The organism is Marinobacter nauticus ATCC 49840, assembly GCF_000284615.1.
In the GTDB taxonomy this organism is placed as follows: Bacteria; Pseudomonadota; Gammaproteobacteria; order Pseudomonadales; family Oleiphilaceae; genus Marinobacter; species Marinobacter nauticus.
This window is the reverse complement of the sequence record NC_017067.1, coordinates 2,382,204-2,396,429: the sequence shown is the minus strand read 5'-3', so window position 1 is coordinate 2,396,429 and position 14,226 is coordinate 2,382,204. Positions and strand designations below refer to the sequence as shown.

At 59.1% G+C, this 14,226-nt stretch carries 13 protein-coding genes; 5 read left to right on the top strand and 8 right to left on the bottom strand.

Annotated elements, in window-relative coordinates:
* Nucleotides 1-2: 2 nt before the first annotated feature.
* From rsxD to metG, 5 genes are read right to left on the bottom strand one after another with little or no spacing between them, the layout of a single operon-like run.
* Nucleotides 3-1,055 (bottom strand): electron transport complex subunit RsxD, encoded by a 1,053-nt coding sequence (gene rsxD, locus MARHY_RS11185; RefSeq protein WP_041654815.1) that lies wholly within the window; start codon nt 1,053-1,055, stop codon nt 3-5.
* 20 nt (nt 1,056-1,075) lie between these two features.
* Complete coding sequence (gene rsxC, locus MARHY_RS11180; RefSeq protein ID WP_014421906.1) at nt 1,076-2,905, bottom strand: electron transport complex subunit RsxC; 1,830 nt, start codon at nt 2,903-2,905, stop codon at nt 1,076-1,078.
* Nucleotides 2,905-3,483: an electron transport complex subunit RsxB gene (gene rsxB / locus MARHY_RS11175; RefSeq protein ID WP_014421905.1), complete on the bottom strand. Its 579-nt coding sequence runs from the start codon at nt 3,481-3,483 to the stop codon at nt 2,905-2,907. Before rsxB ends, rsxC begins: the two co-directional genes overlap by 1 nt.
* Before the next feature lie 13 nt (nt 3,484-3,496).
* Nucleotides 3,497-4,078, bottom strand: coding sequence for an electron transport complex subunit RsxA (gene rsxA, locus MARHY_RS11170; RefSeq protein WP_014421904.1), 582 nt, complete (start codon nt 4,076-4,078; stop codon nt 3,497-3,499).
* Between the two features lie 21 nt (nt 4,079-4,099).
* Nucleotides 4,100-6,136 carry a methionine--tRNA ligase gene (metG, locus tag MARHY_RS11165; RefSeq protein WP_014421903.1) on the bottom strand — a complete coding sequence of 679 codons (2,037 nt, stop codon included), beginning with the start codon at nt 6,134-6,136 and terminating at the stop codon, nt 4,100-4,102.
* A gap of 180 nt (nt 6,137-6,316) precedes the next feature.
* Between metG and apbC the strand changes: the two genes are divergently transcribed.
* The 4 genes from apbC (at nt 6,317) to MARHY_RS11145 (ending at nt 10,183) form a co-directional block, all read left to right on the top strand.
* A complete protein-coding gene (gene apbC, locus MARHY_RS11160) occupies nt 6,317-7,417 on the top strand; it encodes an iron-sulfur cluster carrier protein ApbC (RefSeq protein ID WP_014421902.1) in 1,101 nt (366 codons plus the stop codon).
* A gap of 262 nt (nt 7,418-7,679) precedes the next feature.
* Nucleotides 7,680-8,246, top strand: a complete 567-nt coding sequence (dcd, locus tag MARHY_RS11155; protein ID WP_011784457.1) for a dCTP deaminase — start codon at nt 7,680-7,682, stop codon at nt 8,244-8,246.
* The gene (locus MARHY_RS11150) at nt 8,243-8,842 is read left to right on the top strand and encodes a YjaG family protein (protein ID WP_014421900.1); all 600 of its coding nucleotides are present in this window, start codon (nt 8,243-8,245) and stop codon (nt 8,840-8,842) included. Before dcd ends, MARHY_RS11150 begins: the two co-directional genes overlap by 4 nt.
* A 63-nt stretch (nt 8,843-8,905) precedes the next feature.
* Nucleotides 8,906-10,183 carry a valine--pyruvate transaminase gene (locus MARHY_RS11145; protein WP_014421899.1) on the top strand — a complete coding sequence of 426 codons (1,278 nt, stop codon included), beginning with the start codon at nt 8,906-8,908 and terminating at the stop codon, nt 10,181-10,183.
* Here MARHY_RS11145 and MARHY_RS11140 read toward each other — a convergent pair.
* The 3 genes from MARHY_RS11140 to purM form a co-directional block, all read right to left on the bottom strand.
* Entirely contained in the window at nt 10,180-10,920 is a 741-nt protein-coding gene (locus MARHY_RS11140) for a DUF3108 domain-containing protein (protein ID WP_014421898.1), read from the bottom strand. The genes MARHY_RS11145 and MARHY_RS11140 overlap by 4 nt on opposite strands.
* Nucleotides 10,921-10,993: 73 nt before the next feature.
* Nucleotides 10,994-11,656 carry a phosphoribosylglycinamide formyltransferase gene (gene purN / locus MARHY_RS11135; protein ID WP_014421897.1) on the bottom strand — a complete coding sequence of 221 codons (663 nt, stop codon included), beginning with the start codon at nt 11,654-11,656 and terminating at the stop codon, nt 10,994-10,996.
* On the bottom strand, nt 11,653-12,717 hold the full coding sequence (purM, locus tag MARHY_RS11130; protein ID WP_014421896.1) for a phosphoribosylformylglycinamidine cyclo-ligase: 1,065 nt from the start codon (nt 12,715-12,717) through the stop codon (nt 11,653-11,655). Before purM ends, purN begins: the two co-directional genes overlap by 4 nt.
* 188 nt (nt 12,718-12,905) lie before the next feature.
* On the opposite strand from purM, the gene MARHY_RS11125 reads away from it, so the two are divergent.
* On the top strand, nt 12,906-14,225 hold the full coding sequence (locus MARHY_RS11125; protein ID WP_014421895.1) for a DUF2066 domain-containing protein: 1,320 nt from the start codon (nt 12,906-12,908) through the stop codon (nt 14,223-14,225).
* Nucleotide 14,226 lies beyond the last annotated feature (1 nt).

Genomic DNA, 14,226 nt, shown 5'->3' with positions numbered 1-14,226 from the left:
GGTCAACCTCCACTCCGGCCCGGGACGCCCCGGCGGGCCTTGTGATGGCCGTAGGTGCGGGGTGGTGTGTAATGGTCGATAAAAGGAACCGCGAAGTTCATCAGTAGCACGCTGAACGCGACCGCATCGGGATAGTTGCCCCAACTGCGAATCAGGTACACCAGGACACCGATGCCGGCACCGTATATCAGCTTGCCCTGATGGCTGGTGGCTGCCGAAACCGGGTCGGTGGCAATAAAGAACGCGCCAAGCATGGTACCACCGGCCAGCAGGTGCAGTTGCAAAGGCGCGTACTGGTCGGCGTTGCTGCCAAAGGCCAGGCTCATGGCGGCAATACCGGCCAGGAAGGCAACCGGAATATGCCAGGTTATGATTCTAAGGGCGATCAGCAGGACGCCGCCGGCCAGGAAGGCCAGATTGACCCACTCCCATCCCCGGGCAATCAAGTTGCCAAAGGTGGGGTGGCCGAGCACTTCCACTGACGTGTGACTGGCAATCTTGTGTTTGTATTCGTCCAGCGGTGTTGCCATGGTCCAGCCGTCGACGGCGGTCTGGCCCCCGGTGAAAATCTTCGCGAGGGTCTCACCAAAGCCGGGCGCGCCGCCCCAGAGCGTGGCTGCTTCGGCCCAGTTGGTGGTCATGGCGACCGGAAACGAGATCAATGCCAGGGCATAGCCCACCATGGCCGGGTTAAAGGGATTGGAGCCCAGACCACCGTACAGCTGCTTGGCCACTACGATTGCTGAGACCACGGCAATACCGGACACCCACCAGGGCGTGAACTGGGGCAGGGATAGCCCCAGCAGCAGGCCGGTGACCGCTGCGGTGTTGTCACGCAGGAAAAAGGCGACGGGTTTGCCGCGCAGCTTCAGGAAGGCGGCTTCAGAGCCCAGCGCCAGGGCAATGCACCAGATGACATTGATCAGGTTGCCCCAGCCAAAGAACAGAGTCTGGGCCAGCAGGCCGGGCAGAGCGGCCAGAATGACCCAGAGCATGACCTGTGACGTGGGCCGCGCGCGACGAGCGTGGGGTGAGGACTGTTGAACAAGAGCCATGAAGTTCCAGCCTGATTGAATTATTGAGACGACGCGGGTTCTTCCGCCACTTGCTTGCGAGCCTGATCAAGCGCCTGCTGAGCCCGTTGCACCCGATCATGGTTCTTGGCGACCGCACGTTCGAGTTTCTCAACATTATCCGCCTGCTGAGACCGGGCCTCATCGAGCATGCCCTGCATGGTGTTGAGCTTGGCTTCTGCCTGGGTGAGTTGCTTCTCCAGCGCCTCTATGTCGGGCTTGTCATCGGCCACCTCAGTGCTGCTCGGTACCGGTTGCTCTTTGGTGTCGGCGGCTGTTTTGGCCTTCTTGCGTTCCAGGGCCTGCTGTACCAGGGCGGCTTTGGCTGCCCGGTCGTCGCTTGCCTGGCCATCGGCGGCGGCCATTTCGGCTTCCGCCTGCTTTTTGGCCTGAGCTTCGGCAGCAGCCTTGGCCCGCTCCTTGCGCCGTAATTCCTTTTCCTGTTGCTCCCGTTCCAGGCGGGCCTGACGTGCCTCGAAGCGCTCGCGAGCGCGATCCGCTTTCAGCTGTTCCGCGCGCTGGGTGCGAATCTCGCCTTTGGCAAACCGATAGTATTGGACCAAAGGAATGGAGCTGGGGCAGACGTAGGAACAGGCTCCGCATTCGATGCAGTCGAACAGGTTCAGGTGTTCTGCTTTCTCGAATTCACCCGCCTTGGAATACCAGAACAATTGCTGCGGCAACAGTTCCATGGGGCACGCCTCGGCGCACTGTCCACAGCGGATGCACGGTTGCTCTGGCGGCGGAGCCGGCAGTTCTGCCGCGGTTGCCGCGATCACGCAGTTGGTGGTTTTTACCACAGGCACGGAATCGGTGGTCAGGGTATACCCCATCATGGGGCCGCCAAGAATCAGCCGGTCAAGACGTTCCTGCGCCATCCCTGCCGTTTCGAGCAGGTGATGGATCGGCGTGCCGATCAGGACTTCAAAATTGCCGGGTTCCCGCACCGCCTCGCCAGTAACGGTTACCACACGGGATATCAGCGGCTTGCCCTCAAAGACAGCACGGCCCACGGCGACTGCAGTTCCGATGTTCTGGCACATCACCCCGATATCGGCAGGAATACCGCCACTGGGGACTTCCTGGCCGGTCAGAATCTGTATCAACTGTTTTTCACCACCAGACGGGTACTTGGTGGGCACCACCGCAATTTCAATCTGAGTGCCCGCCACCGCCTTGCGCATGGCGGCAATGGCCTCGGGCTTGTTGTCTTCAATGCCGACAACGCACCGGGAGGGCCGGAGAATCCACGCCATCACTTTCAGGCCTGCAACCACCTCGGCGGCCTGCTCGCGCATGGTCATGTCGTCGGCGGTGATGTAGGGCTCGCATTCCGCGCCGTTGAGAATCAGGGTATCGACCTTGCGATCCCTTGGAGGCCTCAGCTTGATATCGGTAGGAAAACCGGCGCCACCCATGCCGGAAATGCCGGCTTCGCGAATTCGCTGCAGCACTGCTTCCCGGTCAAGTTGTTTGTAATCGTCAATCGGTGACAGGGCGCACCACTGGTCTTCGCCATCCGGTTTCAGTACCACGCACCAGTCCGCCATACCGGACGGGTGGGGAACCGGACGTTGTTCAATGGCCTCGATCACCCCCGAAGTGGGAGCATGCACCGGCACGCCCATGCCATTGGTAACGTCTGCGATTTTCTGACCCTTCAGTACCCGGTCGCCCACCGCAACCACCAACTCTGCCGGTTCGCCGATGTGTTGTTGCAATGGCAATACCAGGCGATCGGGCATGCCGGCCTTGCGGATCGGGCGGGCCGTGGACTGATGCTTGTTCTCGGGCGGATGAATGCCGCCGGTGAAATCCCACAGCTGAGTCATCAGGCGCTGGCTCCCTGGCGATCGGTGGCGATGATTTGGGGCACTGGAGGTGTCCAGGTCCAGGTACGGATATCCGGCTCGATGGTGATCATGTCGATGCAATCCACCGGGCAGGGTTCCACGCACAAGTCACAGCCGGTGCACTCGCTCTCGATAACGGTGTGCATGTGCTTGGCGGCGCCCAGGATGGCGTCTACCGGGCAGGCCTGAATGCATTTGGTGCAGCCAATGCATTCGTCCTCGCGAATAACTGCCACCCGCTTGGCCTGCTCAACACCGTGTTCTGCGTCCAGCGGTTGTGGCTCTACATCCAGCAGATCGGCCAGCGCCTTGATGGTGCTTTCACCACCGGGCGGGCATTTGTTGATGGCGTCGCCGTTGGCAATGGATTCGGCATAGGGCCGGCAGCCGGGGAAGCCACACTGGCCGCACTGTGTTTGCGGCAGCAGCGAATCAATCTGGTCTACCAGTGGATTGCCTTCAACTTTGAACCGTTCAGAGGCAAACCCCAGTAGCCCGCCAAAGACCAGGGCAAGCGCCAGCAGGACCAAAACGGCAATCAGGAAACTCGTCCACATAACAACCGCTCCGTCAGACCGCGACCAGGCCGGTGAAGCCCAGGAAAGCCAGCGACATGAGCCCTGCGGTAATCATGCCGATAGCCGCGCCCCGGAAGGCCACCGGCACATCGGATACGGCAATGCGCTCGCGCATGGCGGCAAACAGCACCAGCACCAGGGAGAAGCCGACGGCGGCGCCAAAGCCGTAAAGCACAGATTCCACAAAGTTGTTGTTTTTGTTGAGGTTCAGGAGGGCTACACCCAATACCGCGCAGTTGGTGGTGATCAGGGGCAGGAAAATCCCGAGAACCCGATACAGCAGCGGACTGGTCTTGCGTACCACCATTTCGGTGAACTGTACCACCACCGCAATCACAAGGATGAAGGTGATGGTTTTCAGGAAAGCGAGATCCAGCGGGGCCAGCAGGTAGGTGTAGGCCAGATAACTGCACACCGATGACAGGGTCAGCACGAACGTGGTTGCCAGCGACATGCCCATGGCGGTTTCCAGTTTCCCGGAAACGCCCATGAAAGGGCACAGCCCAAGGAACTGCACCAGCACAAAGTTGTTCACCAGAATGGTGCTGACCAGAATCAGTAAATACTCTGTCATCGGAGCGTCTCAGTCTCTGCTTTACATCACCCGCATGCCCGGCACAGCGCCGGAATCCGGAGACAGAATGAAAATATCCTTACCACCGGGGCCGGCCGCCAGCACCATGCCTTCGGACATACCGAACTTCATCTTTCTGGGTTTGAGGTTGGCGACCATCACGGTCATACGACCTTCCAGATCTTCCGGTTTGTAGGCGGACTTAATACCAGCAAACACGTTGCGTTCGCCATGCCCCACGTCAAGAGTCAGTCGAAGAAGCTTGTCAGCGCCTTCCACATGTTCTGCTTTGACAATCTTGACGACCCGCAGATCCACCTTGGCAAAATCCGGGAACTCGATTTCCTCGGCGATCGGTTCGAGATCCTTTGCCGCCTCCTTCTTGCTGTCGCCCTGGGCCGCCGGCAGTTCCTCTTTGGAGGCCTCCAGCATTTTTTCGATCTGGTCCATATCCACCCGGTTCATCAGCGGCTTGAACTTGTCGATGCCGTGGTTTTCGAGCAGGGCTGCACGGTTGTTCCAGTCCAGACGTGAATTCAGGAACGACTGGGCTGCATCAGAGGTCTTCGGCAGTACCGGTGCCAGATAGGTCATCAGCAGGCGGAACATGTTGATGGCGTTGGTACAGATAGCCTGCAGCTGGTCATCCTGGCCGTCCTGTTTGGCAATCACCCAGGGCTGCTCATCATTCACGTACTGGTTGGCAATGTCTGCCAGTTCCATAATCCGACGCATGGCGCGGCCGAACTCACGGGCTTCGTAGAACTCTGCAATCTGTTCACCGGCATCAATAAACTCTTTCAGCTTGTCCTGCTCGGTGACCTTGCCCAACTTGCCGTCAAAGCGCTTGGTGATAAAACCGGCGCTGCGGCTGGCAATGTTCACCACCTTGCCCACCAGATCTGAATTCACCCGGGCAGCAAAGTCTTCCAGGTTCAGGTCCATGTCATCCACACCGCCGGTCAGCTTCGCGGCGAAGTAGTAGCGAAGGTACTCCGGGTTCAGATGGTCCAGGTAGGTCCGGGCCATGATGAAGGTGCCGCGGGACTTGGACATTTTCTTGCCGTTCACCGTCACGAAGCCATGGGCCCAAACCGCGGTTGGCGTGCGGAAGCCCGCATCGTGCAGCATTGACGGCCAGAACAGGGCATGGAAATTGATGATGTCCTTACCGATAAAATGGTACACCTCGGCACTGGAATCCTTCTTCCAGAAATGCTCGAAATCGATGCCCTCGCGGTTGCACAGGTTCTTGAAGCTGGCCAGGTAGCCGATAGGTGCATCCAGCCAAACGTAGAAGTACTTACCTGGTGCATCCGGGATCTCAAACCCGAAATAGGGCGCATCCCGACTGATGTCCCACTCCTGCAGGCCCGCATCCAGCCACTCGGCCAGCTTGTTGGCCACCTGGGGTTGCAGAGCACCGCTGCGGGTCCACTTGCTCAGAAAATCGTGGAACTCCGGCAGTTTGAAGAAGTAATGCTCGGATTCTTTTTCCACAGGGGTGGCGCCAGACACCGCAGAGCGGGGGTTGATCAACTCGGCGGGTGTGTAGGTGGCGCCGCAGGCCTCACAGTTATCACCGTACTGGTCTTCGGTTTTGCACTTGGGACAAGTGCCTTTGATGAAACGATCCGCCAGAAACATCTCTTTTTCCGGATCAAAGAACTGCGTGATCTTGCGCGTGGCAATGTGATCATTGTCCTTGAGCTGGCGGTAGATGTACTCCGAGAAGTACTGATTCTCCTCCGAGTGCGTGGAGTAATAATTGTCGAAACGGATGTGAAAGCCCGCGAAATCTTCCTGATGCTCCTGACGAATCCGGTCGATCAGCTGCTCCGGGGTAATCCCCTCACGCTCGGCCCGCAGCATAATGGCCGTGCCGTGAGCATCGTCTGCGCAAACGTAGTAGCAGTTGTGGCCGCGCATGTTCTGGAAGCGCACCCAGATATCGGTCTGAATGTATTCCAGCAGATGCCCCAGATGAATGGGCCCGTTGGCGTAGGGCAGGGCGCTGGTAACCAGAATATCGCGCTGTTGCTTGCTCGCTTGCGTCATGGTGATGTCCGAACCTTATGTTGAGTCGGGTTGGAAAGACAAAAACGGGGTTCCGGCGCCAATCGCAATTGATTGTTCCAGGTAAAGACCCCATATGGTCAGAAACGGGCACAGATGATACCTTCCGAGCCATCATTTTTCACCTGCATTCAAGCTTATGAGCTTATTCCGGAGACCCCGATGACCCAGATTTCCCAACAGGCCCTAGAAGCCGCCGTTCGCGAATACCGGGACCCTTACCTGAACAAAGACCTGTACGAACTGGGAGCCGTGAAAAACCTGAGCGCAGACGACAGCGGCAACGTAACCCTGATGGTCGAACTGCCATACCCTTCTAAAGGCATCGCTGGTGGCCTGAAACAGATCGTCGCCAACGCTCTGGAATTTGTCGATGGCGTTGAAAGTGCCGAGGTACACGTAGCCCAGAAAATCCACAGCTACAAAACCAACAAAGACCTGCCGGCCGTCCCCGGTGTGAAAAACATCATCGCAGTCGCCTCCGGCAAAGGCGGCGTGGGCAAATCCACCACCGCCGTCAACCTCGCTCTCGCCCTGCACGCCGAAGGTGCCCGGGTTGGCATCCTCGACGCCGATATCTACGGGCCCAGCATCGGCATGATGCTCGGCGTACCCGAAGGCAAACGCCCGGACGTACGCGAAAACAAATACTTCGTCCCCATGCTGGCCCACGGCCTGCAAGCCAACTCCATGGCCTTCGTCACCACAGACAAAACCCCCATGGTCTGGCGCGGCCCGATGGTCAGCGGTGCGGTGATGCAGTTGCTCCAGCAAACCCTGTGGGATGAACTCGACTACCTCATCATCGACATGCCTCCCGGCACTGGCGATATCCAGCTCACCCTGGCCCAGAAAGTCCCGGTCACCGGCGCCGTCATCGTCACCACTCCCCAGGACATCGCCCTGCTGGACGGCAAAAAAGGCATCGAAATGTTCCGCAAAGTCGACATCCCGGTGCTGGGCGTAGTCGAAAACATGAGCGTCCACATCTGCTCCAACTGCGGCCATGAAGAACCCCTCTTCGGCCACGGCGGTGGCGAACGCATCGCGGAAGAATACGAAACCACCCTCCTGGGCCAGCTACCCTTGCACATGACCATCCGCGAACAGGCCGACAGCGGCGCCCCGACTGTGGTTGCCGAGCCGGATTCGGAAGTGGCAAGACGCTACCGCGACATCGCCAGAAGGGTGGGGGCGGAGCTGTCCACCCGCGAGCGGAATCTTGGTGGGACGATTTCCAGTGTTTCCGTGACGGAGCATTAACCAAGACCAGACCTGAAGGGACTTCAGCGCCGTAGTTGAATCGCGGCATCAGGGTGCCCTTTCCAAAAATGTCGGAGGCCATGGATGGCCGGAGAGAAGCGCACAGGGATGTGCTCGTAGCGGTTTTTGGAAAGGGCACCCTGATGCCGCAGCCCCCCAACGCGGCCACTTTGGGGATGCTGCCCTATACCTTCGACAGTCACCGCACGACAAGGTAAACTACGCCCCAATTTTCCCACCAGCTGGAAACGAGAATTCACCCATGAGCATCAAATCCGACAAGTGGATCCGCCGGATGTCCGAACAGCACGGCATGATCGAACCCTTCGAAGCCGGACAAGTTCGGGAAAGCGAAAAAGGCCGCGTCATCTCCTACGGCACCTCAAGCTATGGCTACGACGTACGTTGCAGCAACGAATTCAAAATCTTCACCAACGTCCACAGCGCCACCGTAGACCCGAAGAACTTCGACGAAAACAGCTTCGTCAACTACACCGGCGACGTCTGCATCATCCCGCCGAACAGCTTCGCCCTGGCGCGCACCGTTGAATACTTCCGCATCCCCAGAAGTGTGCTCACTATCTGCCTGGGCAAAAGCACCTATGCACGCTGCGGTATCATCGTGAACGTCACCCCGCTGGAGCCGGAGTGGGAAGGTCAGGTAACCCTGGAATTCTCCAACACCACCAATCTGCCAGCGAAAATCTACGCCAACGAAGGCGTTGCCCAGATGCTGTTCTTCGAATCCGATGAAATCTGTGAAACCAGCTACAAAGACCGCGGCGGCAAGTACCTTGGCCAGACCGGCGTGACCCTGCCCAGGACATGAACGCCAACCAGTTTCTCAAAGCCGTCTCACAGCTGCAGGGCTGGCGCGAATGCGCCTTCCTGCTTGCCCTGGCCGAACGTTCCTTTCCCAACTACGCCCTGTTCGCCGACGCCGTTGGCCTGAAAACCGGCGGCAAGATGCGCCAGTTGCTCGATCTGGCCTGGGACATGCTCCAGAAAGACGTGGCCGATGCCGCAATTCCGCAGCTGCTCAGTAAACTCGAAACCCTGTGCCCCAATGTCGATGAGTACGATGCCTACGGTGTCTACCCAGCCTTCGATTTCTGCCAGTTGCTTGAGCAGGCGCTGCTGAACCGCCTGAACCCGAACAAACATCGCGCCACCGAAGCTTCCCAGTTGGCGACCCGCACCGTGATGGATTTTGTTGAGATGTCCGAGGGTGAGGGATTGGATGAAAACGAGCTGGTGCGCGTGTTTGAACACCACCCACTGCTCAAGGACGACAAGCTGTTTCAGCGTGACACCGTCATGGCGCTGAAAAAGCAGCGAACACCCAAAGAAGCCTTCCTGGCTGAACTCCGAGCCGGTGCCGCCAACGACGGTGTCAGCAATCTGGGAATCTCCCTGGAAGGCTGACATAAGGCAACCGAGCTACACTGCCTGTAACCTCCCTCAGTACTTTATTGAACGGAATGAATCATGAAACTCTCTGCTTTCGGTCGTAAATTCACCGCTGATGCCGGCATTACTTCCCTGATGGACGATCTCGGGAATGCCATGGCCTCCGGTGCAGACATGATCATGATGGGCGGCGGTAACCCCGGCCACATCCCGGAGATCCAGCAGAGAGTTCAGAGCATTCTGGGGGAGATGGCCTCCAGTGAGGCGGACGTACGTCGGCTGGTGGGTATTTACGATCCCCCTCAGGGGGAAAAGCAGTTTATTGCCACCCTGGCCCAGTTGCTCAATCAGGAATACGACTGGGGCCTGAAGCCCGAAAACATTGCGCTGACCAACGGCAGTCAGGCTGCCTTCTTCATGCTTTTCAACATGTTTGGTGGCGACTACGGTGATGGCCATCGCAAGCATATCCTGTTGCCGCTGGCGCCTGAATACATTGGCTACGCCGATGCCGGTATTGAGCAAGGGCTGTTCCACGCGGTACAGCCGGACATCTCCTTCACCGATGCCCATGAATTCAAATATCGGGTGGATTTTGACGCCGTGGAGGTGACCGGAGAAACCGGCGCTATCTGTGTCTCCCGGCCAACCAATCCCACCGGGAATGTGATTACCGATGAAGAACTGGCCCGACTGGAAGAACTGGCCCGGCAAAACGATATTCCGCTGATTGTCGACGGAGCCTATGGAACGCCATTTCCGAGCCTGTTGTTTGTCGACGCGCAGCCAACCTGGAACGAGCAGATCATCCTGTGCCTGAGCCTGTCCAAGCTGGGCTTGCCAGCGGCGCGAACCGGGATCGTGATTGCCGAGGCGTCCATCATCAAGGCGTTGTCGGGCATCAACGCCATCATGAACCTGGCCACCGGAAGCTTTGGTGCGATGCTGGCGGAACCGCTGGTGCGCTCCGGAGAGATTCTGTCCCTGAGCCGGGATGTGGTTTGCCCATTCTACAAGGAAAAAATGGAGCGGGCGGTATCGGTGTTCCGCGATGCTATGGGCGAAGATAGTTGCCGCTGGTACATCCACAAACCGGAAGGAGCGATGTTCCTGTGGCTCTGGTTCCCGGATTTGCCGGTCTCCAGTCTGGAGCTTTATCAGCGTCTCAAGGCTCGGGGTGTACTGGTGGTCTCCGGGCATTACTTCTTCCCGGGCTTGCCCGAGGATGGCTGGCGTCATCGCCATGAGTGTCTGCGGGTAACGTATTCCCAGGACGATGCCCGGGTGGCTGAAGGCCTGCGGATCATTGCTGAGGAAGTAAAAGCGGTGTGGGCCGAGCAGGGACTGGCCGATTAATCGGCCAGTGTTGCGTCTTTGAGTTTCAGCTCGTACTCGCTGCCGTCCGGCTCCACCTGGAGCAGGCGAATCAGCAGGTAATCCCGGGCCGGATCAAACCACATCAGGGTCTGGCGTTTGGAGTCTTCGTCCCGGACTTTTTCCGCCTTCAGGGTGTTCATGGTGCGGCCATTGTCGCTCAGGCTATCTTCGTCGATGACAGCAAAGCGGTCGTCGTCGTAATCCCCCTTGTCCAGCACCTGGTAGGTGACATCGCGTTTGCCTGCCTTGAGGTCCTGATGGAGTTGCAGTTGGTAGCCCAAGGGGTCCAGGGTGTTGTCTCGTAACTCCACTTCAAACTTATCGCCACGATAGCTGCCGGTGGCAATGCCTGCCTGCCAGTCAAAATCAATGGACTGTTTGCGATCTTTGATCAGGAAACCGGAGAGGTGATAGCGGTAGCGCAGGGGAATCACCTGGCCATCTTCCCAGCGAAAAATCAGTGATTCGTTGATATCGGCGATGAAAGAGTCGACATCCGTACGGTACAGCCAGACGTTATTGCCCTGGTCTGTCAGTTCCCGAACACCCTCGCCGTTGAGGCTGACGCCTTTGGACATGGAGGCGGTGTAGCGGGCCTCATAGGGCACCAGAGGGGCGTAATCTACATCGGCGGCGGACGCCGGCAGCGCAATCATGCCGGCAATTAGGGCTGCCCAGAGCTGAAAACGTGGTTTGTGGGGGGTGTCTGTGTGCATCAAAAAGCCTCTTTGACCGTCTACGCTAGCGACAGTGTAGTTGGTTCGGCGAGGCCTTGTGATGACAATCTGTTCAGTTCGCCGGCAGTCGCATGGGACGCTCGATGGGCGCGCCGTCAAACAGAACGCCCTCAGCGCCCAGCTGAATGCGACCCTCGCAGAACCAGCGCACGACGATGGGGTAGAGCACGTGCTCCTGTTGCTGAACTTTTTCCGCCAGGGACTCCGGAGTGTCATCCTCTGCCACGGCAACTTCCGCCTGGGCGATGACCGGCCCGCCGTCCAGTTCCTCGGTCACAAAGTGAATGGATACACCGTGGGTGCGGTCACCGGCTTCCAGGACCCTTTGGTGGGTGTTCAGTCCGGTGTAGGCCGGCAACAGGGAAGGGTGAATGTTAAGCATCCGGCCACGGAATGCGCGGACAAAGTCGCTGGTCAGAATCCGCATGAAGCCGGCCAGCACCACCAGATCCGGATTGTGGCGAAGGATTTCGGCCAGCAGGGCGGCGTCGAATTCTTCTCGGGAGCCATATTTTGTATGGTCGACCACAAAGGTGGTGAGATTGGCCTGGGCGGCGCGCTCCAGAGCAAACGCGCCCGGTTTGTTGCAGCCAACGGCAATGATCTCACCCGGAAAGTCGCGTTCCCGGGTGGCGTCGATCAAAGCCTGCAGGTTGGTGCCGCTGCCAGAGGCGAGCACCAGGATCTTCGGAACGGGGGCCGGATCTGCCTTCATGCCGTCAAAAGCCCCGGTGCGTAGCGAACAACGGGCTCAGCATCGCTGGATTCGGCTGCTTCCATTACGCCGATCTGCCATACCTTTTCACCCATGGCATTCAGGGTGTCCATGGCCAGTGCCTTCTGGTCTTCCGGTACACAGATGACCATGCCGATACCGCAGTTAAAGGTGCGATACATTTCCTCCTGGGCTACGCCGCCGGCATTCTGAAGCCACTGGAATACCGGGGGCAGCTCCCAGCTCTGGGTGTCGAGTGCGGCTATGGTGCCCTTGGGCAGTACCCGGGGGATGTTCTCGGGCAGGCCGCCGCCGGTAATGTGCGACAGGGCCCGAACATCGACTTCGCGAATCAGTTGAAGCAGATTCTTCACATAGATGCGTGTGGGCGCCATCAGGGCGTCGGCCAGTGTGGTGTCGCCCATTGACTGGCTCAGGTCTGCGCCACTGACTTCGATAATCTTGCGAATCAGCGAGTAGCCGTTGGAGTGGGGGCCGGAGGAGCCCAGCGCCAGCAGGGCGTCACCCGGCTGCGCGCGGCTACCGTCAATGATCTTGTCACGCTCCACAATGCCTACACAGAAGCCGGCCAGATCGTAATCGTCGCCTTCATACATGCCCGGCATCTCGGCGGTCTCGCCACCAACCAGAGCGCATCCGGCCTGCTCACAACCCTGGCCAATGCCTTCAACTACCTGAGCGGCAACGTCGACATTCAGTTTGCCGGTTGCGTAGTAGTCCAGAAAGAACAGAGGCTCGGCGCCGCCGACCACCAGGTCATTCACGCACATGGCCACCAGGTCGATGCCGATGCTGTCATGCTTCTGCAGTTGCATGGCAAGCCGAAGCTTGGTGCCTACGCCGTCCGTGCCAGAAACCAGTACGGGCTCTTTGTAGCCTGCCGGAATCGATACCATGGCGCCAAAGCCGCCGAGGCCGCCGAGTACTTCCGGGCGACGGGTGCGCGCTGCAGTACTCTTGATTCGGTTGACAAGATCGTTACCTGCGTCGATGTCCACGCCGGCATCGCGGTAGGTCAGGGAGGGCTTCTGTTCGCTCATGGAAAATAACCGTAGGCCTGTGAGTCAAGGCGCGGATTTTAACAGGTGCGCACGGGGGCTCCAAATGGAATTGGGAGCACAGGCAATATTGCCGGTTTCAGATTGCCTGACTGCAACCTGTGCTTGCTACTCTCGGCTCTGGTGATGGTGTATCCTGTGCGCCAACCATGGGAATGGCAAGGTGTTTCATGACCGAATCAGTGAAAACAGCCAGGAACGGGCGAGTTGCTGCGTTTCTGTTGGCGGCAGTCTGTTGGGTACTCTCGGCCGGCCCGGCATCGGCGGTCAGCGTGTCGGGACTCTACGCGGCCGATGTTCCGGTTGCAGGCACCTCGGCGGATGCCTTGAAGGCCGGATACGCTGAAGGGCTGCGTCAGGTAATGGTGAGGGTGTCCGGAACCCGTGAGGTGCTGGAACTCGAAGGGATAGACGAGGTATTGGCAGACGCCGAGTCCATGTTGCTGTCTTATCAGGTGAACCGTACCGCGGGGCAGTCACGTTTGCAGATGAGTTTCGGAGCCGTCGGGGTCAACCGCGCGCTGGCGTCTGTGCAGGCGCCGGTATGGGGCGCCAACCGCCCCCTGACGCTGGCCTGGATTGCCGTGGAAGACCGGGGAGACCGGCAATTACTGACCCGTGCAGCGGATTCAGCGCCGGGAAGTAATGAGGGGCTCTGGGCGCAACATCTCTTATCAGCAGCGGCCGATCGCGGTCTACCCATCGCCTTCCCGCCGGAGACCTATGCCGGTGACCGGGCTTTGCTGTCGGATTTGTGGGGCCAGTTTGTCGGCCGCATCCAGCAAGCTTCAGACGATCTGTCCCACGACGCCCTGGCTCTGGTGCGTATCAGTCGTTCCGGCGGCCAATGGCGCGCAGGCTGGGTGGTTGAAGGCATGGGGCTCGATGCGGGCGAGCAGTCGGTCAATGCCGATACGCCGGAACAGTTGGCGCAAGCTTTGATCGATCGCTGGACTGAGCAATACGCCAGCCGATATGCGGTCACAGCCGGCGAGGCGGGTGAGGCTCCGAAAGTTGATATGGTGCTTGAGGGTGTAACGACGCTGGCGGATTACGGCCAGGTGACCCGGGCACTGCAGGACATGACTCCGGTAGTGTCTGTTGGTGCGTCACGGGTTCGTGGCAACCGGCTGACCGTGGAGGTGGCATTCTCCGGAGAACTTGACCAGTTGAAGGAGCATATCGCGCTGGACGCACGATTTGTGCCGGCGGAGCAGCCTGCAGAGCCGATAACGGCCAGCAAGAACAGCCAGACTGCTGGCTCGGACGGGGATGGTGCGGCGCAAACAGGCGAGCCCGGTTCCCGCAATGAAACCGAAGCACCGGCCGGAACGGATGCGCAGGATAGTGCTTCGACGGCTGGGTTCAGCTATCAGCCCCTGGCTCCGGGCGATGAGCAGGATGCCGAACAGGCTTTTGAGTCTTTGTACCAGGTACTTTATTACCGCTGGCAACCCGCTCCCGGCGCCACTGGCGGCGACCGAAGCTGAT